A 21198-nucleotide genomic window follows, 5' to 3' on the forward strand; every position below is an offset into this window, starting at 1 on the left:
CTTTTTAAATGGAAGCATTCTTCCCTGCTTCAATTTCTAATGACTCTTCATGCCACCAAAGTGTTTCTTCAGGGTCTTCTTTAGCGATTAGGTGTGCTTCTTTTTTCGTTTCTACTGTAGGATATGAACCTTTTAGCGCACGCCCTGAAGTCGTAACAAATAGTACACTAAATACAACTAATCCAATAATACTTACACCTGCTAAATAAAATGCCGGTGCGAGCGGGTTACCAGTTGCATGAACTAAGTATGAACATACGAGCGGTGTTGTTCCACCGAATATCGATACAGAAATATTAAATGAGATCGAAAGTGCTCGATAACGTACATCGGTGAAAAAGAGTGATGGTAATAATGAAGGTAATGTTCCTTCATATACACTTAAGAAGAAACCTAGTACGAAAATACCTGCAAATATAGCTGCAATATGTCCGTTACCTATTAGTAAAAATGCTGGAATTGCAAATACAGTTAAACCAAGTAAACCAATTTGCACAACGCGTTTATTACCAATTTTATCACTTAACTTACCGAAATATAGTGCTAGTGGAATCATAAGTGCCATCGTAATAGAAATAATTAATAAGCCTGTTGTTTCTTCGACTTTAAGTACTTGAGTTAGATAAGAAGGAATATACGAAAGAATCATATAATTTGTAATATTAAAGAAGGCGACAATTACTGTGCTTAATAAGAAGTCTTTTTTGTGATATTTAATAATATCCATAAATGAAAATTGTTCATTGTCTTCAGATTCCTCTTGTGCTTTTTCCATCTCTTCAAAGATTGGAGATTCATCTAGATGACGGCGTAAGTATAAACCGACCAAACCAATTGGTGCAGCTACTAAGAACGGAATACGCCATCCCCAGCTGAGCATTTGCTCATCTGTTAACAATAACGTCAAAATGGTAACAATTACCGATGCAGCAATGTAACCTGAGAGTGTTCCAATTTCAAGACCACTACCGAGTATACCACGCTTTTTATCTGGAGAAGATTCTGCGATATAAACCATTGCACCTGAATATTCGCCGCCTGTAGAGAAGCCTTGAATCATTCGGGCAACTAAAAGTAGTATTGGTGCCCATACACCAATTTGTTCATAGGTTGGTAGTAATGCGATGAATAATGTAGAAAGTGCCATTAAAATAATAGTAGTACTTAACACGATTTTTCGGCCGTACTTATCTCCTATTCTACCAAAGAATACACCTCCGATTGGTCGAACGAGAAAGGCTGCTGCAAATGTACCGAATGTAAGTACAAGCTGCAATCCACTATTATCAACACCTGAGAAGAATAATTGACTTAAAATAACCGCTAAATACGCGTATAATCCGAAGTCAAACCACTCCATTGCGTTTCCTATACCAGTAGCAATTACTGCTTTCCTGGCTTGTTTAGGATTGACAATATTAACGTCTTGAGGTTCAAAATTTAAATCATTATTTTGTTGCATATAATAAAACAGCTCCTTATTTAATTTAACTTCTTTAAGCACACCTTCTCTTATTGAATAAAATTAATTCGAAGCACTTAAGGAAAATTAACGTCTCCTTATCTGTTATTATTGTTTCACATAATTAATTATTTGTCCAATGAGATGCTCTCTATGTTAAGTAATTTACTATTTTAAAAAGCTAAAGAAGCCGCTAAAATAGCGGCTTCTTTAGCTTTTTATATTTTTTTATATTTTTTTAAATACTTGCTGTAGCAGCTATGTTATGAACACAGGAAATAAATTCATAAGTGAATGCGTCAATTTCCTCTTTCGTAATAATATACGGCGGAAGTAATCGAATAATATTCCCTTGTGTTACATCGACTAACATCCCTTTATTCATTAACTCAATCTGTAATTTCTTCACATTTTCATTCGTGTCATTCACACTTATCCCAAACATCATCCCCGCATGACGCACTTCCTGAATATAATAAGAATTTTCTTTCTGAATGTCTTGCAGTTTGTCATTTAAATATAGTGACGTTTCATAAGCTTCTTGCATTAACCCATCATCAAGTAATGTATTTAATACAGTTAAACCTAATGCTGTTCCCATTGATGAGTGAGCAAACGTTGTCCCGTGATCTCCTGGTGAAAATACATCACATAACTTTTCACCTACAATAATTCCCCCTAGCGGTATCCCGCCTCCTGCTCCTTTACCGATTTGAATAATGTCCGGTGTAATATTAAAATTTTGATAAGCAAATAGTTTTCCCGTTCGACCCATTCCACTTTGAACTTCATCAACGACAAGAAGTACATTATATTTTTTACATAAATTTTGAACACCATGTAAATATTCACTTGATAAAGGATAAATCCCCCCGCTACCTAAAACAGGCTCTAGCATAATCGCAATTGGATTTTCTTTAATAATGGTTTCTTCTAATTGGTCTATATTCTCGCGCTCTACTTCATATACAGGAATAGATGTTTTAGGAAAATTTTGATATACTTTTTCTTGTCTCGTAAAATGTAGTGCCCCTAACGTCCTCCCGTGAAAACTATCTTTTAACACAACTACTCCATCACGCTCTTCATTCGCAATAGATCTATATTTATCAATTAATTTTAATGTCGTTTCTGTCGCTTCCGTACCAGAGTTTGTAAAAAAGACTTTTCCGCTTTTTAAAGTACAACCTACTAATTTCTTTGCATACTCAATTGCAACTGGGTTTAAAAAATGAAACGGTAAATGCAACGATTTCGCAACTTGCTCCATTGTCGTTTGTACAATTTTAGGATGATTATATCCTAATACATTTACTCCTACGCCAGAAAATAAATCTAAATACTCTTTACCATCTACATCATACAGTTTACACCCTTCTCCCCTTTCCATTGCAACCTCTGTACGACAATATGTAGACATCATATATTCTTTATCTAATTGAAACCAATCCGACATGCTAAATTCCTCCTAGTTATTTTCCCTTTTTTAACGTTCATTCTCTATATAATCGTTTATAAATTAAGTTTTAAGATTGAAATTTTAATAGTGGTTTTCTTCCACATTTTTAGTAAAACGTGTGCTTTCTCTTCCCGATATTCATTTTTCCATAATTTCTTCTATTTCAACAGGTCCACTACATATGTGTTTTTTTCATCTAGCGGTATGTTACTGCTTTGAACTGTGCGTGTCATACATAATTAAGGCTATAAAATCATATTTAGTAACAATGGACAAAAAAGATTTGGAGGCTATATCGATGGATGAAAACTATGATAAACAGGGGCAATCTATACTAGGGAAAGACTTTAATGAAAATGACGAACGTAATGAACAAGCTAAACTTCACTCTCAAACAGTTGGTTCACGTGGACCCGTACTAGAGCAAGATAGTGTACTGCATGAGTCATTACAAGAATTTATTCATGAAAAAATTTTAGAAAGACCTGTTCATGTAAAAGGATTTGGTGCGTTCGGTTATTTTCAAACGATATATTCGATGTCTGAACATACTAAATTAAGTTTTTTACAAAATTCTAATGAGAAAGTTCCTGTTATGGTGCGATTTTCGTTAGCTGTTAGTACGAAAGGAACACCGGATACTTCTAGAAATGTACGCGGTTTTTCCACAAAATTTTATACGAAAGAAGGCATTTTTGACCTTTTATGCAATCACATCCCTGTTTTTTCTGTTCGTGATCCTATGCGTTTCCCTGAAACAATTAAAGCATTATTGCCTTCACCTAAAAATAACTTAATAGACCCTAATAGATTTTGGAGTTTTGTCGCTAAAGCACCTGAATCTATTCATTTTGTTGTCCGTTTATACTCTAATAATGGTACAGTCAAAAGTCTTCGCCACATACCAGGACATAGTGTAAATACATACATTTGGAGAAATGCGGAAGGTAATCGAAAGTATGTAAAGTATCATTGGTACCCATTTGAAGGTGTACAGTACATTACTAGTAAAGAAGCAATTAAACTAGCTGCCGAAAATCCTGATTATAGCGGGAAAGATTTATATGATGCAATTGAAAATGGTAAACCAGTGGAGTATGGCTTATACGTCCAGCTCATGGATCCGAAAGATGAAGCGCACCTATCTTATGATCCTTTAGATGACACAAAAGTATGGGATGAACAGACGTATCCTCTCATACCAGTCGGGAAAATGGTATTAAATAAAAATCCTGAAAATTTTATGGAACAAGTAGAAAAAGTCGCATTTTCCCCTTCTAATTTACTGGATGGTGCAGAACTATCAGATGATAAAATGCTGCAAGGGCGCGCTAATATTTACAGTGATTCACAACGAAGAAGAATTGGTCCCGAATTTCGCAAATTAACGATTAACCAGCAGCAAGATTGGACACCGACTAAGCAAATAACGAGCGGTGACGGAAGATACGTTGAAGGTAAACTTGAAAGAACTTCTATAACAAAACAAAATGACTTTACGCAGGCTAGTGAATTTTATACGAAGTTAAAACCGATAGAAAAAGAACATCTCGCTGAGAACTTAGCTAGTGATTTGAAAGTTATATCCGATGATATTAGGGAGATCGTTTTGGGGTATTTCAATCAAGTATCAACTGATTTGAAAACAAGCATTGAGACAAAAATGAAAGAGCATTAAGAAGATTAAAGTATTCTTTACGAATGAGAATTCAAATCTATATTAATTATTTTCTTGTCAAAATCCAATGAAATTATTTAATTTAAAAATATAAAGCCAATATATCCCTGTTCTATAATTAGGACAGGGATATATTGATATAGTTTAATTTTTAACATTACATACTTTATTTTGCTAAAAAATGCAATAAGTTTCCTTTCAAAATAAATTATAGTAAACTATTTTACTTGTACCGTATAATTCCCTGTTCCACCACCATACTTATATACACTTAAGTAATATTTCCCTGGCTTTGCATTATAATTTCCAAGCAATTTGTTTCCATCACGTTTTGTTGCATAAGCTACATAATTATTTAGATCTGATTCAGAATATAATACCCAGTTCAGTCCAAGATTTTGTTCGTTCGTAACAGAAATTTGTAAATCTTTTTGATCCTTTACATCAATAACAAATTTATCCCCCTGATCTTGATCGCTCAAGGTTCCTCTTAACAAAATATTCAAAGATAGTGGGTTTGCTGTTTCAAATGAATTATTTGGTTCTTTTTCTACAGCCGTACCTTCTTCCGTATTCACTCCGCTAAACACAACATCATATTCATATTGCCCAGCATTATTTACACGGTAATTTACAAAATAAGCAGTCAATGTTTTATATCCAGTCCACTCTTTTCCTGAAAGACGTTTCAACATATCATTTGTTGCTTCATTCATCACTTTCCAGTCCTCAACTTCTCCTTTAGCCGCACTTCCTGTATATGTCCCCTGTAGTGTAAATGTATTAAAGAATTGTGATTTATTCTTTGTTACTTTCACATCTTTTAATTTCGCTTCATTTGTAATATCTGAAGTAATGTCCGAAAGCGATTTTGGATCATGCTGAGTTAAATACTCATCTGATACTTGTGGAATTGTATACTTATCGCGATTATCAATAAGCATTTGCATATAAGATTGATATTCTTCATTTAACTTATTATCTTTGCTTAATGTAGCACGGTATGCATCGTAACTTGAAACATCATTTGCGCGAATCAAATCATGCACTTTATCGAACATTTCAGGGCGCTTATTATACATATATGATTGCAGCGCAAACGAATAATTATAAAAATCCCACGTTCCATATTTCGCATTTAATGTTTGTGATGCTGTATAACGTTTTGCAGGATCATTAGATAACCCACCAATTATACTTTTTCGCGGTACTACACTATCTAATCGCGTTGCACCTGCAAAGAACTCTGCGTTTCCTTCTTCAAACCATGTTAAACGTTCATTTTGATACATTTCTCCTTGTCCCCATAATCCCTGAACTTCGTACCTTCCCTGTAAGTAGTGCGTAAATTCATGGCGGAATAATTCTTCCAAACTATAAATACTTTGCTCTGGTGTACGTTCATATGTAAAGAAAGTCCCTGTCCCTTCAATATAAATCCCACCATTATTCGTTTCATATCCGTACAGTTGACGATTAAATTGATACTCATCTGGGCTATTATAAATAACCATCGTTAACACATCATCAGCATGTCCACTTTCAAGTGGTTTATCGCTACCAACTGTACGATAAAATTGAGAACGCACTTCTTTTGCCGCCCAGTATAGACGTTTAATTTTCTCTTCGCTAACTTTATCCCCAGCTTTAAAGACAATTGCTCCATCATCAAACGTATACGTTTTCGGTAAATATTTCTTTTTACCCTCTTCTCGAATTTGATCTAAATTTACAGTTTTTCCGTTTGCATCTATTCCTCCATAATTTGTAGTAATTTGTTCTGCCGCAACAAAGTATTGCTCTCCTAAATATGGATAAATTCGCATTGCATCTGTAACAACTTGTTGTCCTTTTGTCGGCGTGCTATGAAGCTTGCCCAATCGTCCAGCATAGTAAATCCCATTATTAATTAACCATCCGTTTTTATTTGTTACTGTACCAAGTAGTGCAAAACGATTTACTTCATTAATAAAGTTATCAATATTTCGAAACCACATCGTATCTTTTGGCTCTTTTCCAGTCGTGTACATATCCGTCTGAATATCAAAGTCAATTCCCTTCATCAACTCATATATAGCGTCTCCTTTTGTTCGATCTTCAATGAAAGTTGCAAGATTATCATTATATTGTTTAAAAATTTCACCTGCATATAAAACCGTTTCAACATCTGCTGATGCATTTCCAATTAATTTTCCATATGATGCAATTACTTTATTTTGTTCTGATGTACCAAGTTTGAAATTTGGATTTTTTGCAATTATTTTTAAAGCTGGTAAACATTTATCATGGTAGCTACGCTCATTTAGTTTGCTTAATTCATCATGGTAAAAACCTAAATAAAATGCTGCACGTAGAGCTTCTACTAATGTTTCAATCCCTTTTGAATCATCTTTCGTATAAGTTTGTCCTTGTTCTGCTAGTTTATTAATAATTGCTTGCATTCGACTATCATCTTGATAGAATTTAAGACTATCACTATTAAACTGAAATAATTCTGAAATTTGATACCATTTAATTGTCACAAGAAGATCAGTTAATTGTTTATTATTTAATTGATTTAACTCAGCCATTGAATACTTTTTTTCTTCAGCTAACGGTTTAATATTATCGTTTGGTGCTAGTGGACGCTGCGATAAATCCGCTAATTTTAACCGTTTTGTAAAAGATGCATTTTCTTGTACTGTTGAAGGGTGCGCCAATTCATCAACAGATTTCTGTATTCCTACCGGCTCCATTTGTAATACGTTCTTCACATTTTTCTCTTTTGTCTCTGCTTGAATTTGCAAACCATTACATGTTATTGTCACTAGTCCAACACCAAGAATCCACTTAGAAATTTTCGAATATTTAACCATACCATTGCCCCTTAATAATTTAAAAGAAAATTCAGAATTTTTAAACCGAAAACCTACTTATTTGTATGTATTTACAGTTCCGCTATAAATACAACTATGATTAATAATGCAATAGTAGCTTGTTTTATACTATTACGAGTACAGATTCCTTACATACAATCTCCCTTCCTTACATTTAATACAAGCAAAAACTGTGCCAATCATATTTCTTATGCATGGCCAATATTCTTTTATAAATACTGTAGAATAAAATATACATAGGTGGTTCGGCAATGTATAAATCATTTGACACAAAATCTAATGTTTATGAAGAACAAATTCATTGAATGTTATAAGTTCATTAGCCAGTACATAATTTCCAACTAAAAACATCCCCAATTTTTAAATCTCTCAAAAAAAGGTAAACAAACACATTCCATAAAGCTAATATGTTCGTTTACCTTTTTCTATTTCAAATCAACAGCAAAATATCGTTGAATAAAAACAGCATGAATAAGTATTTTGTTATTCATTTCTCTTTTTCATATAATCTTTTTCACATTGCAAAGGCTTGAATTTCACTTTTTTCCCTTTCTTCTTTTTCGTTTTTATAACGAGCCATTCCCCTTTTTCAACGTCTAGTTTTAGGCGTTTCATTACATTGATATTATCTTTTTCTTTATAAAGTAAAAATGCTTCTTGCGCCCTCACAAATAAGCTGGGCTGTTCGCTAAATCCACCACTATCATAAATTTTAGTTAGCGAATTATAATAAGAATCATTTTCCTTTCCACCATACATCAAATGGGCAGCCTCCAGATCTCTTTTACTTACTTCCCAAAAACTATGTTCATCAATATTTAAATTAAATGTGGATTTAATGTCCTGTATTATATTCTTCACATACTTTTCATCTCGAACTTTTCTTTCTTCGAGACAATCCGAAGATAACCTTGGTGCATCTGATTGGGAATGTACAACGTGTTGTATCGATACACACAGAATAAATATGCTTAAAATGTAAAATATTTTTTTCATATTTACATATCACCTCAAATGATTTAGATACTATATCATTTGAGGCTTACAATATTCTTATACTAATAATGTAAAAGGCCCTATAATTTAGACTATTATAGGGCCTTTCCTTTTAATATTGCTTTATTAAATTTACCGGTGAGTCCAGTACCTTACTATTTTTCACATCATATAGTCCTATAGGTGTTATCCGTATAAAAGGCAAGTGCGTCGCAGAAAAGAACAAAATGGTAAATGCCGGATCGTCATACGCGTAACCACGCTCTTGTAGTAATTTCACCATCTGTTTCTCTTCCTGTATTAATTCATTCATTTTCAAATTAGACATAATCCCAAGCAATGGTAATGCGATTTCGTGTAATACTTCATTCTTTTCAGCTATTACCATTCCCCCGCCAAGCTCTTTTACTCTATGAAAAGCTGTAAGCATCTCTTCTTTATTCTTCCCAATAAGAATGATGTCGCCGGTACCAGAATAAGAGCTAGCAAGCCCACCAAGTTCTTTTGCAAAACCTTTCACAACTGTATTCACTCGCCACGCACCGTCACGAGCAATCATCATTAGAAAACACTCATCATGATCTAGTGAAAGTTCATCACGGTTTAAATCAATTTCAGTCGTGTATGTTTTTGTTATAACATTATTCAATAATTGTATACCCATTTTATGCGGGAAAATCATATCTTCTTTTTCTATGGACCAGTCTAATAATAATGGAGTTACTTTGAATTTACTCCAGTCTATTTGTACTGATTCATTTTTATTTACTCCGTCGCGCTTCACCCATTTCCCCTTTGCAATTACACTTATTGGAACCGGGTTTTCTTTACTTTCTAAAATATTTATATTAGCAATTCTACCTGTCGCAATTGAACCATGTAGATGCTCCATATTATAATAACGGGCGATATTATAGCTTGCCATATGATAAGCACCTATAACTGGCACTCCTTGTTTTATCGCGGTAGATATCATTACGTTTGTCATTCCATTTTCATAAAATGAAGGATGTGAGCCGTCTGTAGTAAGAATGAATCTATCAAACTGTTTTACTCCTAGTTCCAACAATTCTTTCAATAACACTTCTAAATCTGGGCGGATTGAAGAATTTCTTAAGGAAACCGTGTAACCTTGCATAAGACGAGCGAAAGCTTCCTGCCCTGTCATCGCCTCATGATCACAATCTGTACCTAACAGTTTTAACTTTGCTAAAGTCGTTTCAGATGCACCTGGAAAATGTCCTTCTACTTTTTTATGTAATCGTTTCGTTTCCTGCACCCAATGTAACATTTCATCATCGCCATGTAATAACTTTGGCCACGCTGTTAGCTCACCGCCTTGAAGAACTGCTTTATGCTTTAGCCACTCTATTATTTCTTCACGATTAAATAAAGATTCCCCGTTTTGCAATTCAGTCTGTCCATCAAAACGACACCACCAATACATACTTGCTGAAATCTTTTCAAATTCATCTAATAAACGAAATGCTTCTTCACGTTGTAATGTGAAAAATAAAGTTAAATTATCATTAATAAAAGTCGCCGTCCCAAACTGCATCGCATAATTTGCTAACGTTTCAGGATTATATAATTGATATGGATGTGCATGTGGTTCTATGTAGCCAGGAACTACATACTTTTCATCACAATCAATGACTTCGCATTCTTGTAGTTGCGCTGGTAGTTTTTCTCCTACATAAATAATGCGATCATCATAGATCCAAATATTTGCTTGTACCCACTCGCGCATATAGGGATTTAAATACGTTGCATTCTTCAATAAAATGTGCGGACTTCTTTTACCATCTATTACTTCAACATGTTCTCTTAATTGCTTGTTACTCCATCTAAACTGATTTTCTCCCAATGAATTTCACTCCACATCAATTTACTTTTATTTATTAAAATAAAAACAATTAACTAACTAAAGTATTCTCCATTCATAACTCCCCTGTATAACCCCTCTACCCTTCATTATATGGAACAATTGCAAAAATAACAATTTTCAAAATTCAAAACATACTTCTTTGATTCTCAATAAAAAAGGATGTCGTGTAACTGACATCCTTTTTTATTGTTGAATTACTCTTGATGTTCTACTATGAATGTTAATACTGTCCTTTAAAGCAGGATTCCATTCACATTCTTTCCATCTATTTCTGAAATTCAACTTGCATCATTTTATCAAACTGTGTAAGAATATCAACCGGACCTAAAGAATTAACATTGACAGCAAATGTATGCTTGCCTCCCATTACTCCGCCTGCAAAAGTCATAAACCCAGGAATTGATCCTCCGTGACCCCATACTGAGACACCATTTGGAAGTTTAGTCTCATAGATTCCAAGACCATATCCATCACCAACCCCTTTTCCTTCTACAGGAACTGTAGTAAGCATTTCTTTTAGCTCGCGTTCCTTCAATAACTTACCACCGAGTAAAGATGAAAAGAACTTATTTAAATCGTCTGCATCTGAAATCATATCTCCCGCTGAATTAGCTAAACTCGGATTATAATACGTCATGTCTTTCAATTCACTTGTTTCGTCAATTTTCATATACCCTCGAGCATGATTCTTACCTGGAATAACGGGTGAATTCCCTGGTAAAAACGTATTTGATAGATCCAAAGGTTCAATAATGCGCTTTTCGATTTCTTCTGCGTAACTATTACCCGTTATTTTTTCAATAAGCATTCCTAGTATTACGTATCCTGTGTTTGAATACGACCAACCTTTACCTGGCGAAAAATCTGGGGGTAGAGCAAGTCCTATCTTTACTATTTCTTCTGCTGTATACGTTTTTTTCGAATTCATAATATCAGCGTCTTTTGACTTTAAATAATTAGCTATACCACTCGTATGATTCAAAAGTTGACGTATCGTAATTTGATTGCCATCATAACCATTTCCTTGAATGAGGCCGGGCAGCCACTTTTCAATCGAATCGTCAAGCTGCACACGATTTTCTCCTACTAATTGAAGAACAGTCGTAGCAGTAAAAGTCTTCGTCACACTTCCAATCCGAAAACGATAATCCGATTTCATTGGTTTCTTACTATTTAAATCCGCCAAACCAGCATTATAACTACTAATTTTACCGTTATTATACGTCTTAGCTAATACCCCTGGCGCTCCAATTTGGATTGTTTCCTGCATGACTTGTTTCCAACCATTCCGATTCTTTTGGTCATGTGCTTCTGATGAATTAGAAATATTTTGAATAGACTCTGCTTTCACAGTAAAACCGGGTGTGAATAAAGTAGTACCCGCTAATAAAACTGCCAAACTCGCTAACTTAATGGAATAACATTTTTTCATAAGGCTTTCTCTCCTCTATTCATATCGTATTGATTCAAGCTATACTTTCATCCTAAATGATAAAACTCTCTTTTTTCTTATTCATTCCTTACGAAATACTTACTTTCAAAATTAGACGCCCAGATGAGAAAAAGTAATGTATGAAAATAAAAAAAGAACGAGTTTTCAATTTTTGAAAACTCGTTCTTTTACATATTTAAAACCCTATATCAACTTTTTAGTTCATTTACTTTTACCATCCTGCACTAGCGTTCATGCCATTCCCGATAATAGTAAGTATTAATGGCCACAGCACTGGTGCTAACGTAAGAAATAGATTAAGCAGTATAAGTATTCTATATCTCCCAGGAATATTATAATTTTTACGATTAACAAATAATACAAAAACTAATAATATTATGGTCGTTACAAATAAAAGTAACACTAACAACCAATACCAAACCATTAAACTGAGACTCCATGGCTGTAATAGCTCGTGTACAATACCAAAGGTGATTCCCAATACTGCAAAACTAAAGGTAGTAACTGTTGCTTTGATAAACAATTTACTCCATTTTTTATCGTATGTATACTTACAATATAAATCTATTAACGTGTATAAAGATAAAAAGGCCATGAATACACCTACCCAAGACAATAACCAGTCTCCGCCTCCTCTAACTAACATAAACAGAAACCAACACATCCCTGCTGCAGAAAAAATAAAGGAAAGGAGTATGTTTTTCAATACAGGTTTCATTCTATTTTCACACCCTTATAAAAATTTAAAAATAAATTATAATTTTTTATTTACATGCTACCCGTAATCAATTCATCTCTTTTTCATTCTATACTGATGAAGCGAAGATAAACTCATAAAAAATGTAACGAGCAATACTCTACTAAGGCAACTTTTTTCCATTGGTAGAGATATAAAAAAGTAAGTATACATTACCATGTAATTAAATATAAGTAAATGAAATTAATTTACAGTTAATTTCATTTACTTATATTAATGTCACGCTTTCCCGTCTCGCTCTATCCATCGTACAGTCTTCTCTACATCTAACTCCGTATACGTCTTTTCTCCATAACGGACAGACTCATATATCGGAATAATATCTCGCGTTCTACAAATTCTACTTAACCATTGTTGCATCGTTTCATATGACCTTCTCTGTTCGTGAAATGGTAAAGTTCTTTCCCATTCCACTAACGTTTGCCTTATCTTATCTTTAGGTAACGGCTGTTCAAACTGATGCTTCACTTTCTTGTTCTTTTCGGTTCTATCCGTATTTTCTTTTGTTATCGATTGTTTATCCTGTTCTATTTCTGAATTCATTACCTTTTTCCTCATTAATTTATAAAAAGCATATAGAATGACCACTGCAATAATTACATAAAAAACGACACTAATCCATGAATTTGAAAGAACAGAAAACACATCAGTCCATGAATTTTTTCGTACAAAAAGTGGAATTTCCCTATCTATTTTTGTTCTTGTATCTACAACTCCTGTTTCTTCATCTATAATTCTTTCAGGTTCATCAAACTGTTCGTCTAAACTAGTAAAATCATAATTTCTTTCCGATATTGTCTCCGTCTTACTAGAAAAAAGCCCTTTTACTATGTCTTGTACATGCACAACACCTTGTGATAACGTTATCGCACTAACCGTAAAGAAAAGTATCATGAAAACTCTAATACTCCAAATCTTCACCTTCATATGTCGCTCTTTATTAGCCATAACATAAACCCCTTCTTATTCTTTAATTACGACCCATTTATTCGTTCTACTGTATTTCTTTGGGGAAGTACCAAGAATTAAAGGAACTGCATCCAATTCTTTTCGCCGAAAGCCTGCTGTGTAAAAATAAGTAGACGATACAGGAGTATCTTGGTCCGATATTGAGGCAAGTACTTTTAATACATTTTGCAAATGTTTTCGGTTATGACCGTTCTTTATATGTAGCAAACCGTTATCTTTTACGCTATTGATCCATACTTCAAATGAACAGTTTTGCATAAGCAGTTGTTTACATATGCCTGCCGTTAATTCAATGAGTTCCTCTGTATCATTTCGCAAAGAAATACCGCTTTTATTTTGCAAGTTGAGATATATCGCATATTTATCTGATTGTGTTCGCTCGTACTTTTTCGCGGTTATCGTCCCTGTTTTCGCTGTTGCACTCCAGTGGATAGAACGAAAATCTTCATTTTCATACGACTTCACTCCCATTACTTTCGTTTCATCATATAAGGGGGATGACATCGCTTTTCGAAACCCTCGTGACCATTCTTGCAATTCAGGAACTTGGATTTTCGGAACAGCTGGTAAAACTAAATAAGACGGCGTTTCAACTTGTTTATACGTTATATGGTTCGTTATGAATCCAAAGGGATCCGTAATGACAATTTCAACTTCTTCCCATTTCGCAATTCCTCTTTTTACAGCTACAGCTTGCAAATCAAATGAAACTGATTCTCTTCCTTTTATATTAAAATTTATATAATAATTTGAACCTGTACTATGATTTTTGTTTATTTCATCATGATTCCAAGTTAACTTATTTTCACATTTAAATCGAAATACGATATTGAAAATAGGGAATAACGACTTGTTTGAAATTTTCATTTTGCACACATTCGCTTCACCTATAAAAACGTTTGAATTCCCTTGACTGTATTCCCATTCAACACGAGATACTTTACGTATGTATACATGCATCGCACCTATTAAAATTACATACAAAAATACGAGAGATAAAAACAATAGATTACTTGAAAATACACATAAAATAACGGCTACACCTGACATAACTCCCATTACTAAAGGCTCCGCTAAAGGTGTATACACAAGTTGTTGATTCATTGTACATTCTCCACTGGCACATTAATCGTATGAAGAATTTCTTTCATGATTTGTTCTCTCGTTGTTTTCATCTCCCCCTCAATCGTTAACGTTAAACGATGAGCGCAAACAGATGCTGCGAGCGTCTTAATATCATCTGGCGTACAATAATCTCTTTCATTTAATATTGCCCTTGCTTGAATCGCTCTCATAAATGCCAACGTCCCCCGCGGGCTTACTCCAATTTCAATTAACTCATGTTTACGCGTTGCCTCAATAATCTCAAGTAGATAATCTTGCACATCATTCCCTACTAACACTTCTCTTGCTCGTTTTTGCACTGTAATAATTTCTTCAGTTGAAATAATTGAATGTAACGTTTCTAACGGATCATTCATTTGAAAACGATTCATCATCTCCTTTTCTGCTTCTCTCGTAGGATAGCCTTGACGTATAGTTAGTAAAAAACGGTCTAGTTGTGCATCAGGTAAAGGAAATGTACCGGCCGATTCAAGAGGATTTTGCGTTGCAATAACTAAAAAAGGTTCTGGTAATGAATGTGTCTGTTTCGCAATCGTAACAGTACGTTCTTCCATCACTTCCAATAACGAAGATTGCGTTCTTGATACAGCTCGATTAATTTCATCCACTACTACTATATTTGCAAAAATAGGACCTAACCTCGTTTTAAATTCCGATTCCTTCACATCAAAATATTCGAGACCAATAACATCTCCAGGCAAAGTATCCGCTGTGAATTGAATTCTTTGAAATTTAGCATCTATACTTTTAGCCAAACTTTTCGCTAATGTTGTTTTCCCCGTCCCAGGTACATCCTCCAATAAAATATGCCCTCTTGCTATAAGTGCTATAGCTGCAAGTTCAATCGCTTCATCTTTTCCTATAATAACCTTCGAAATATTGTCCGTAATTTTCTTTAATGTACTCATGTATATATCTCCTAACTTTATTTATTCTGAAAATTAAGAATTATTCATTTCCAAATTATAACACATCACAGTAGAAGTAAATATATTCCTATCAAAATAAAAAAAGATACCCATAGCAAACGCTAAGGATATCCTTTTCACCATATTATTTTACTAACGCTCCATTATAAGCTTTTATATCAAGAGGAGCAGTTAAAAACGATTTTACTTTGCTAACGAAAGATGTGAAGTGTTCACTCTTATTATGACTTGCAACTGCTGCTTCATCTTTCCATACTTCTACCATCGTATACACATTTTCTTTTTCCGTATCTTTATAAAGATCATAAGATACATTTCCACTTTCTTCTCTTGAACTATGAATTAGCGGACGAATTTCTTCTAAAAATGATTGTTGTTTTGCTGGATCTACTTGAAATATTGCGTGAATTATAATCATGATGTTTCCCCTCTCATATCTCACTTATTTCTGTATTTATAAAATTACTTCCATTCAGAAACTTTTTCAACTGGAAGGCGTACTGATTGGTAACCACTGTCAGCAGCTTTTCCGATTGAAATTAACATAACTGGTACGTGACGTTCTTTATCTAATCCGAATGCTTCTGCGATTTGGTCTTTTTCAAATCCACCAATTGGACAAGTATCATAACCGTGAGCACGAGCCGCTAACATAAATTGCATTGCTACAAGACCACCGTCAATTAGTACTGTATCTTTCATAACTTCTGGTGTAACCATTGAGAAGTAAGCTGAAAGTTTTTTCATTTGATCTTCTTTTACTTCTGCTGGCATTAAACCGCGCTCTACAGCTGTACCGTAAATTTCTTCCGCGTTATCAAAGTTGTTTAAATCACCAAATACAGCAATCATTGCTGAAGATGTTTCTACTTGAGATTGATTGAATTTCGCAAGTGGTGCAAGTGTCGCTTTCGCTTCGTCACTTTCAATCACTAAAAATCTCCATGGTTGCATGTTTACAGAAGATGGTGCAAGTGTTGCTTCTGTAAGAATTTCTGTCATTTCTTCTTTACTAATTTTCACTGAAGGATCGTATTTACGAATTGAACGGCGTCCTGTTAAAATTTCGTTAAAATTATTTGTTTTTACTGAGTTAGTCATAGTTGAATTCTCCCTTTTTATAGTTCTTTTATATTTTCTTGAATGTGATTTAACATAGTTAAAAGATTATCGCGCTGTTCTTCACTTAACCCTTTAAATGCTGAAGCTGCAAAACGTTCTTTTTCCTCTTGAAACGCCTGAATTTTATTTCGTCCCTCTTCAGTAAGAGAAACTAACGTAATTCTATTATCATCTGGATTTTTACGTCTTGTAATCATTTCATTTGCCTCAAGCTGCTTTAAGTGCCTCGTTATCGCAGCATTATCAATATTCACTTCTTGTTGAAGTGCTTTTTGACTAATTTCACCTACTTCATATAACTGAAGTATAAGCTCTAATCGGGACTGGCTCATACCCGTACAACCTTCAAACTTCGAACTTACTTCTTTATTTAGAAAGTGTAATTTATATAAAATAATCGCTTCTTTTGAGCATGAACTTGTCAAACTATCCCTCCTTTATACACAAAATAAAAACGTTTGATGTATCAATAGTTGATATGTCAATTAATATAATCTATATCTATTTAGAATGCAAGCATTTTGTTTCCATTTATATTTTTCCAAATTAAGGCGCTTTGTCGCGTTACAAATAATGTTAATTGCACTATAATAGTACTAATTTAAATGACTGGAGAGTGATTGTAATGCGGCAATACACAAATAGAAATGAGGAATTAAAAATGGAAAATGAAATGAGGATATTCACATATGACAACAATAAATATAGGGATTGTCGCGCACGTAGACGCTGGCAAGACGAGTTTGACTGAGCGTATTCTTTATGAAACAAATGTGATTAAAGAAATTGGCCGAGTAGATAGTGGTAATACGCAAACTGACTCAATGGAATTAGAAAGACAACGCGGAATTACGATTAAAGCATCTGTCGTCTCTTTCTGTATCAATGACATAAAAGTAAATGTCATTGATACACCTGGACACGCTGATTTTATCGCTGAAGTGGAGCGATCATTTCGTGTTCTAGACGGTGCAATTTTAGTTATTTCTGCTGCTGAAGGTGTGCAAGCGCAAACAAAAATTTTAATGCGAACATTACAGAAACTAAACATACCGACTATTTTATTCGTTAATAAAATTGATCGTAGCGGTGCAAATACTGAAAAAGTTATGAAACAAATAAAAGAGGTTCTTTCAAATGAAGCATTCCCTTTCTACTCTGTAGAAAACGAAGGAACGAAAGAAGCCCGAATCATTGAATACAAATCATATGAAAATTGTATGGAACTGTTAGCACCATATAATGAATCATTACTTGAGTCATATGTAAATAATGAAATCGTACCGGGCGCACTATTAAGAGAGGAACTCATTAAACAGATAGCGCAAGCAAATGTGTTCCCTATCTTTTTCGGTTCAGCCATGACAGGTACAGGTGTAACTGAACTGCTCGAAAATATTTCAGACTTAATTCCCGCTAATAAGTCGGCAGAAAATGAAGTATTATCCGGTGTTGTTTTTAAAATTGAACGTGAACCTTCTGGGGAAAAGATTGCATATGTAAGAGTTTTTTCTGGTCGTTTACACGTTAGAAAATATGTTCATATACTGCGTGATGATGCTCTAGCTCATAAAGAAAAGATTAAGAAAATATGTATGTTTCATAACGGAAATGCAGTTCAAGCTTCAATCGTTCCTAGCGGAGAATTTTGCAAAGTGTGGGGACTTAGTGATATTAAAATTGGTGATATTATCGGTGAACGGACTGATTATATAAAAGATATTCACTTTGCCGAACCACAAATGGAAGCTGCTATTGAAGCATTACCAAAAGAACGTATTCATGATCTATACGCTGCACTTATGGAGCTATGTGAAGAAGATCCGCTTATTAAAGTGTGGAAAGATGATATTCATAATGAACTATATATTCGCCTTTTCGGTGAAGTTCAAAAAGAAGTAATTGAAACAACTCTTTATGAGAAATATAATTTGCAAGTTACTTTCTCAAATACGCGTGTCGTATGTATTGAAAAACCCATTGGCATAGGGAAAAGTGTTGAAGTAATGGGCGAAAAAGCGAATCCATTTTACGCAACAATTGGTTTTAAAATCGAACGTGATGAACTTAATTCTGGCGTAACATATAAGTTAGGTGTTGAACTGGGGTCACTTCCATTAGCATTTCATAAAGCAATTGAAGATACTGTATTTCAAACGTTAAAACAAGGTTTATACGGATGGGAAGTTACGGACATTATCGTCACGTTAACACATACAGGTTATGCTAGTCCTGTTACAACAGCGAGTGACTTTAGGAACTTAACACCACTCGTTTTAATGGATGCTTTAATTCAAGCTGAAACATATGTATATGAACCAGTAAACGAGTTTGAATTGAATGTACCGGAGTACGCAATTAGTACCGCGATGTATAAATTAGCTGCTATTCCAGCAACTTTTAGCGAGCCTAAATTATACAATGATTCTTACCAGTTAACAGGCTCATTACCTGTTGCGAAAACAGAGAATTTTAAGCGAATACTCCATTCATTCACTGAAGGAGAAGGAATATTTACAATGAAGCCATCTGGTTACAAAGAACTGAAGGCTCCCTTCCCTACTCGAAAACGTGTTGATTATAATCCGCTGAATCGTAAGGATTATTTACTTCATGTTTTGAGGGCTTATTAAGTAAAAAAGAGGTGCAAATTGCACCTCTTTTTGCATGTATTGATAGGTTAGTTTGTCCTAATAACTTCTTTAAGTTTTTCTATTATATTTGCTATCGCCTCAATTGAATTCTCTGTTTCATATTCCCCAACATTTACAGAATGATTTGCATTTTTAACAACATCGATCGTTAGATTCGTTTTATTCAACTGATCAATTTGATCTGCATTATATTGGTGATCTTTATCTCCAATTACTAATATCCCTTCATGATGACTATGTAAAATCGCCTCAAAAATAGAATCAAAAGTTAGTAAAGGTGTAAGTAGTATCATTTTTGACTGTAAAAACTCTTCTCTCTTCATTAAATCATTTGCAATCGGAATTGTTCCAAGTGACTTCCCTAAAAACATAGTATCGTTATATTGCTTACCCTTTAATACTTCCTTCATTATAGGATTAATATCATCCATCATTACTTTCGTTATTTCTTCCATTGATTTATTCATTACTTGTTCGTCATAAGAATAATGAATATGTACTACATCTATTTTATGTTCAAGCATTAACATCGTCGCATAATAAAATAACGGTTTATCGTAATTATATCCTGAACCTGAGAACATAAAGCATATCTTATTTGAACCTTTTTCAATATGTGTATATGGAATTACTTTTCCTTCTATATGAATCTCTTTTTTTGTCCCCTTCACCCTTATCCCCTCCTAATACATTTACTTTTGTAAAACGATATGTGCTGTATGAACTGATACATCCTTTACTTTCTCTTTTATAAACGCTGGCTGTAAGTTATATGTATCTAACTCTTCTACCGGCACCCACTTAAAGAAATATGTTCTACCTTCTTCTTCCAAAATATATTCCTCTGCCCCATTTGCAGGTAACTCATGAAGCTCTACTTCATAATAAAAACTAATTTCATGAAATTTCCTCTCAGAAAGTGTAAAGAAATTTTCTACTGACCATATTAATCTATTTATCTCGATAGGAACTGCTAACTCTTCAGCAAGCTCTCGTTTTAACGCATCTTCACTATTTTCTAGCATTTTCACTCTTCCGCCTGGTACGTACCAAAAATCTTCACCGTCACCTTGTAGAATAAGAATTTTATTATCATGTTTACAAATTGCTCCGACTCGGTAATTAAAACATGTTTCCTCTACTTTAAATGTAAGATCCATCCCTCATTCCCCCCTATACTTTATTTAAAAATCACTATAAAACTATTATGTATGTGATGTACAAATAAGATTACTCAATTTTTCTATTCCATTCAATAATTTTTTAACTTTCCAAAAACAATACGCATCATTTGTCATCACAAGTATAAATACATATGTCACGATCATTGCACACACTAGAGCAGCATTATGGGGGACGAATGGAAACATTGTCAATGCACAAAACTGAAAAATCAAATAATTTATAAGAAATCATTATAAAAGATAAAGTAAAACTTCAATAAATGGAGTTTTTATCTTTACCCTGTTGTTTTTAAATATTGTTAAGACATTATAAAAAAACGCAAGGTCAACTTATGTGCTAATTAATTCTTTTTCTAGAAAAAGCGTCTTTTATTGCACTTGTTAATACATTTAGGAATAATAAAATAGCCATAACTAGCGTTAATACGTTAAATTGCTTTGTTTTATAAGGAGCGAACCATTCCGTAAAGAACTCTGAATTAACGAGACGCTCCCCAACTCCTCCTTCCTTGAAATTCGGTATCCACGAAGTCATATCAAGGATGATAAAAATTAGTTGCATAACGAAAAATGCTCCAAGAGTTTTCAGCCAATTTCGTATTCGAATAGGACGCCCTTTTTTTGATGTCATTTAAATGATCCTCCT

18 protein-coding genes are annotated in these 21198 nt (G+C 33.9%); 2 read left to right on the forward strand and 16 right to left on the reverse strand.

The features are described 5' to 3' along the window. Positions 1-4: 4 nt before the first annotated feature. The gene (locus NZ044_RS14830) at positions 5-1462 is read right to left on the reverse strand and encodes an MFS transporter (protein WP_001186930.1); all 1458 of its coding nucleotides are present in this window, start codon (positions 1460-1462) and stop codon (positions 5-7) included. 238 nt (positions 1463-1700) lie between these two features. Beyond that, complete coding sequence (locus tag NZ044_RS14835; RefSeq protein WP_001286468.1) at positions 1701-2918, reverse strand: aspartate aminotransferase family protein; 1218 nt, start codon at positions 2916-2918, stop codon at positions 1701-1703. Positions 2919-3219: 301 nt separating this feature from the next. On the opposite strand from NZ044_RS14835, the gene NZ044_RS14840 reads away from it, so the two are divergent. Further along, positions 3220-4599 carry a catalase gene (locus tag NZ044_RS14840; RefSeq protein WP_118961884.1) on the forward strand — a complete coding sequence of 460 codons (1380 nt, stop codon included), beginning with the start codon at positions 3220-3222 and terminating at the stop codon, positions 4597-4599. Between the two features lie 218 nt (positions 4600-4817). Here the strand turns inward: NZ044_RS14840 and colA are convergent, their stop codons facing one another. The 11 genes from colA to NZ044_RS14895 all read right to left on the reverse strand — a co-directional run bounded on the left by colA (position 4818) and on the right by NZ044_RS14895 (position 17139). Continuing rightward, positions 4818-7454, reverse strand: coding sequence for a collagenase ColA (gene colA, locus NZ044_RS14845; RefSeq protein ID WP_098506526.1), 2637 nt, complete (start codon positions 7452-7454; stop codon positions 4818-4820). Positions 7455-7958: 504 nt separating this feature from the next. Beyond that, positions 7959-8471 (reverse strand): hypothetical protein, encoded by a 513-nt coding sequence (locus tag NZ044_RS14850; RefSeq protein ID WP_000719367.1) that lies wholly within the window; start codon positions 8469-8471, stop codon positions 7959-7961. 112 nt (positions 8472-8583) lie between these two features. Then, positions 8584-10338, reverse strand: coding sequence for an adenine deaminase C-terminal domain-containing protein (locus NZ044_RS14855; RefSeq protein WP_340949815.1), 1755 nt, complete (start codon positions 10336-10338; stop codon positions 8584-8586). Between the two features lie 286 nt (positions 10339-10624). Continuing rightward, a complete protein-coding gene (locus tag NZ044_RS14860; protein WP_000710680.1) occupies positions 10625-11791 on the reverse strand; it encodes a serine hydrolase domain-containing protein in 1167 nt (388 codons plus the stop codon). Positions 11792-12023: 232 nt separating this feature from the next. Continuing rightward, positions 12024-12530: a DUF3902 family protein gene (locus NZ044_RS14865; protein ID WP_000805743.1), complete on the reverse strand. Its 507-nt coding sequence runs from the start codon at positions 12528-12530 to the stop codon at positions 12024-12026. Positions 12531-12788: 258 nt separating this feature from the next. After that, complete coding sequence (locus NZ044_RS14870) at positions 12789-13517, reverse strand: hypothetical protein (RefSeq protein WP_098839831.1); 729 nt, start codon at positions 13515-13517, stop codon at positions 12789-12791. A gap of 15 nt (positions 13518-13532) precedes the next feature. Then, positions 13533-14642: a DUF58 domain-containing protein gene (locus NZ044_RS14875; RefSeq protein WP_001075956.1), complete on the reverse strand. Its 1110-nt coding sequence runs from the start codon at positions 14640-14642 to the stop codon at positions 13533-13535. Beyond that, positions 14639-15571, reverse strand: coding sequence for an AAA family ATPase (locus NZ044_RS14880; RefSeq protein WP_340949819.1), 933 nt, complete (start codon positions 15569-15571; stop codon positions 14639-14641). Before NZ044_RS14880 ends, NZ044_RS14875 begins: the two co-directional genes overlap by 4 nt. Before the next feature lie 145 nt (positions 15572-15716). Next, positions 15717-16010 (reverse strand): putative quinol monooxygenase, encoded by a 294-nt coding sequence (locus NZ044_RS14885; RefSeq protein ID WP_000583827.1) that lies wholly within the window; start codon positions 16008-16010, stop codon positions 15717-15719. 44 nt (positions 16011-16054) lie between these two features. After that, positions 16055-16693 carry a nitroreductase family protein gene (locus NZ044_RS14890; protein WP_340949820.1) on the reverse strand — a complete coding sequence of 213 codons (639 nt, stop codon included), beginning with the start codon at positions 16691-16693 and terminating at the stop codon, positions 16055-16057. 17 nt (positions 16694-16710) lie between these two features. Beyond that, on the reverse strand, positions 16711-17139 hold the full coding sequence (locus NZ044_RS14895; RefSeq protein ID WP_000204169.1) for a MarR family winged helix-turn-helix transcriptional regulator: 429 nt from the start codon (positions 17137-17139) through the stop codon (positions 16711-16713). A gap of 264 nt (positions 17140-17403) precedes the next feature. On the opposite strand from NZ044_RS14895, the gene NZ044_RS14900 reads away from it, so the two are divergent. Continuing rightward, positions 17404-19347 carry an elongation factor G gene (locus tag NZ044_RS14900; RefSeq protein WP_025117848.1) on the forward strand — a complete coding sequence of 648 codons (1944 nt, stop codon included), beginning with the start codon at positions 17404-17406 and terminating at the stop codon, positions 19345-19347. Between the two features lie 47 nt (positions 19348-19394). On the opposite strand, the gene NZ044_RS14905 is transcribed toward NZ044_RS14900, so the two are convergent. The 3 genes from NZ044_RS14905 to NZ044_RS14915 form a co-directional block, all read right to left on the reverse strand. Next, positions 19395-20039 (reverse strand): hypothetical protein, encoded by a 645-nt coding sequence (locus tag NZ044_RS14905; RefSeq protein WP_000679131.1) that lies wholly within the window; start codon positions 20037-20039, stop codon positions 19395-19397. 21 nt (positions 20040-20060) lie between these two features. After that, positions 20061-20528 carry an NUDIX hydrolase gene (locus NZ044_RS14910; RefSeq protein ID WP_000366233.1) on the reverse strand — a complete coding sequence of 156 codons (468 nt, stop codon included), beginning with the start codon at positions 20526-20528 and terminating at the stop codon, positions 20061-20063. A gap of 361 nt (positions 20529-20889) precedes the next feature. Next, positions 20890-21183 (reverse strand): YfzA family protein, encoded by a 294-nt coding sequence (locus NZ044_RS14915; RefSeq protein ID WP_000202090.1) that lies wholly within the window; start codon positions 21181-21183, stop codon positions 20890-20892. Between the last annotated feature and the right edge of the window lie 15 nt (positions 21184-21198).

The organism is Bacillus sp. FSL K6-1338 (assembly GCF_038006965.1).
GTDB lineage: Bacteria > Bacillota > Bacilli > Bacillales > Bacillaceae_G > Bacillus_A > Bacillus_A thuringiensis_S.

Excerpts from the sequence above, each read along its gene's own strand:
- NZ044_RS14830 (WP_001186930.1), bottom strand. The coding sequence starts at position 1,462 with ATGCAACAAAATAATGATTTAAATTTTGAACCTCAAGACGTTAATATT.
- NZ044_RS14835 (WP_001286468.1), bottom strand. The coding sequence starts at position 2,918 with ATGTCGGATTGGTTTCAATTAGATAAAGAATATATGATGTCTACATAT.
- NZ044_RS14840 (WP_118961884.1), top strand. The coding sequence starts at position 3,220 with ATGGATGAAAACTATGATAAACAGGGGCAATCTATACTAGGGAAAGAC.
- colA (WP_098506526.1), bottom strand. The coding sequence starts at position 7,454 with ATGGTTAAATATTCGAAAATTTCTAAGTGGATTCTTGGTGTTGGACTA.
- NZ044_RS14850 (WP_000719367.1), bottom strand. The coding sequence starts at position 8,471 with ATGAAAAAAATATTTTACATTTTAAGCATATTTATTCTGTGTGTATCG.
- NZ044_RS14860 (WP_000710680.1), bottom strand. The coding sequence starts at position 11,791 with ATGAAAAAATGTTATTCCATTAAGTTAGCGAGTTTGGCAGTTTTATTA.
- NZ044_RS14865 (WP_000805743.1), bottom strand. The coding sequence starts at position 12,530 with ATGAAACCTGTATTGAAAAACATACTCCTTTCCTTTATTTTTTCTGCA.
- NZ044_RS14870 (WP_098839831.1), bottom strand. The coding sequence starts at position 13,517 with ATGGCTAATAAAGAGCGACATATGAAGGTGAAGATTTGGAGTATTAGA.
- NZ044_RS14875 (WP_001075956.1), bottom strand. The coding sequence starts at position 14,642 with ATGAATCAACAACTTGTGTATACACCTTTAGCGGAGCCTTTAGTAATG.
- NZ044_RS14880 (WP_340949819.1), bottom strand. The coding sequence starts at position 15,571 with ATGAGTACATTAAAGAAAATTACGGACAATATTTCGAAGGTTATTATA.
- NZ044_RS14885 (WP_000583827.1), bottom strand. The coding sequence starts at position 16,010 with ATGATTATAATTCACGCAATATTTCAAGTAGATCCAGCAAAACAACAA.
- NZ044_RS14890 (WP_340949820.1), bottom strand. The coding sequence starts at position 16,693 with ATGACTAACTCAGTAAAAACAAATAATTTTAACGAAATTTTAACAGGA.
- NZ044_RS14900 (WP_025117848.1), top strand. The coding sequence starts at position 17,404 with ATGACAACAATAAATATAGGGATTGTCGCGCACGTAGACGCTGGCAAG.
- NZ044_RS14910 (WP_000366233.1), bottom strand. The coding sequence starts at position 20,528 with ATGGATCTTACATTTAAAGTAGAGGAAACATGTTTTAATTACCGAGTC.
- NZ044_RS14915 (WP_000202090.1), bottom strand. The coding sequence starts at position 21,183 with ATGACATCAAAAAAAGGGCGTCCTATTCGAATACGAAATTGGCTGAAA.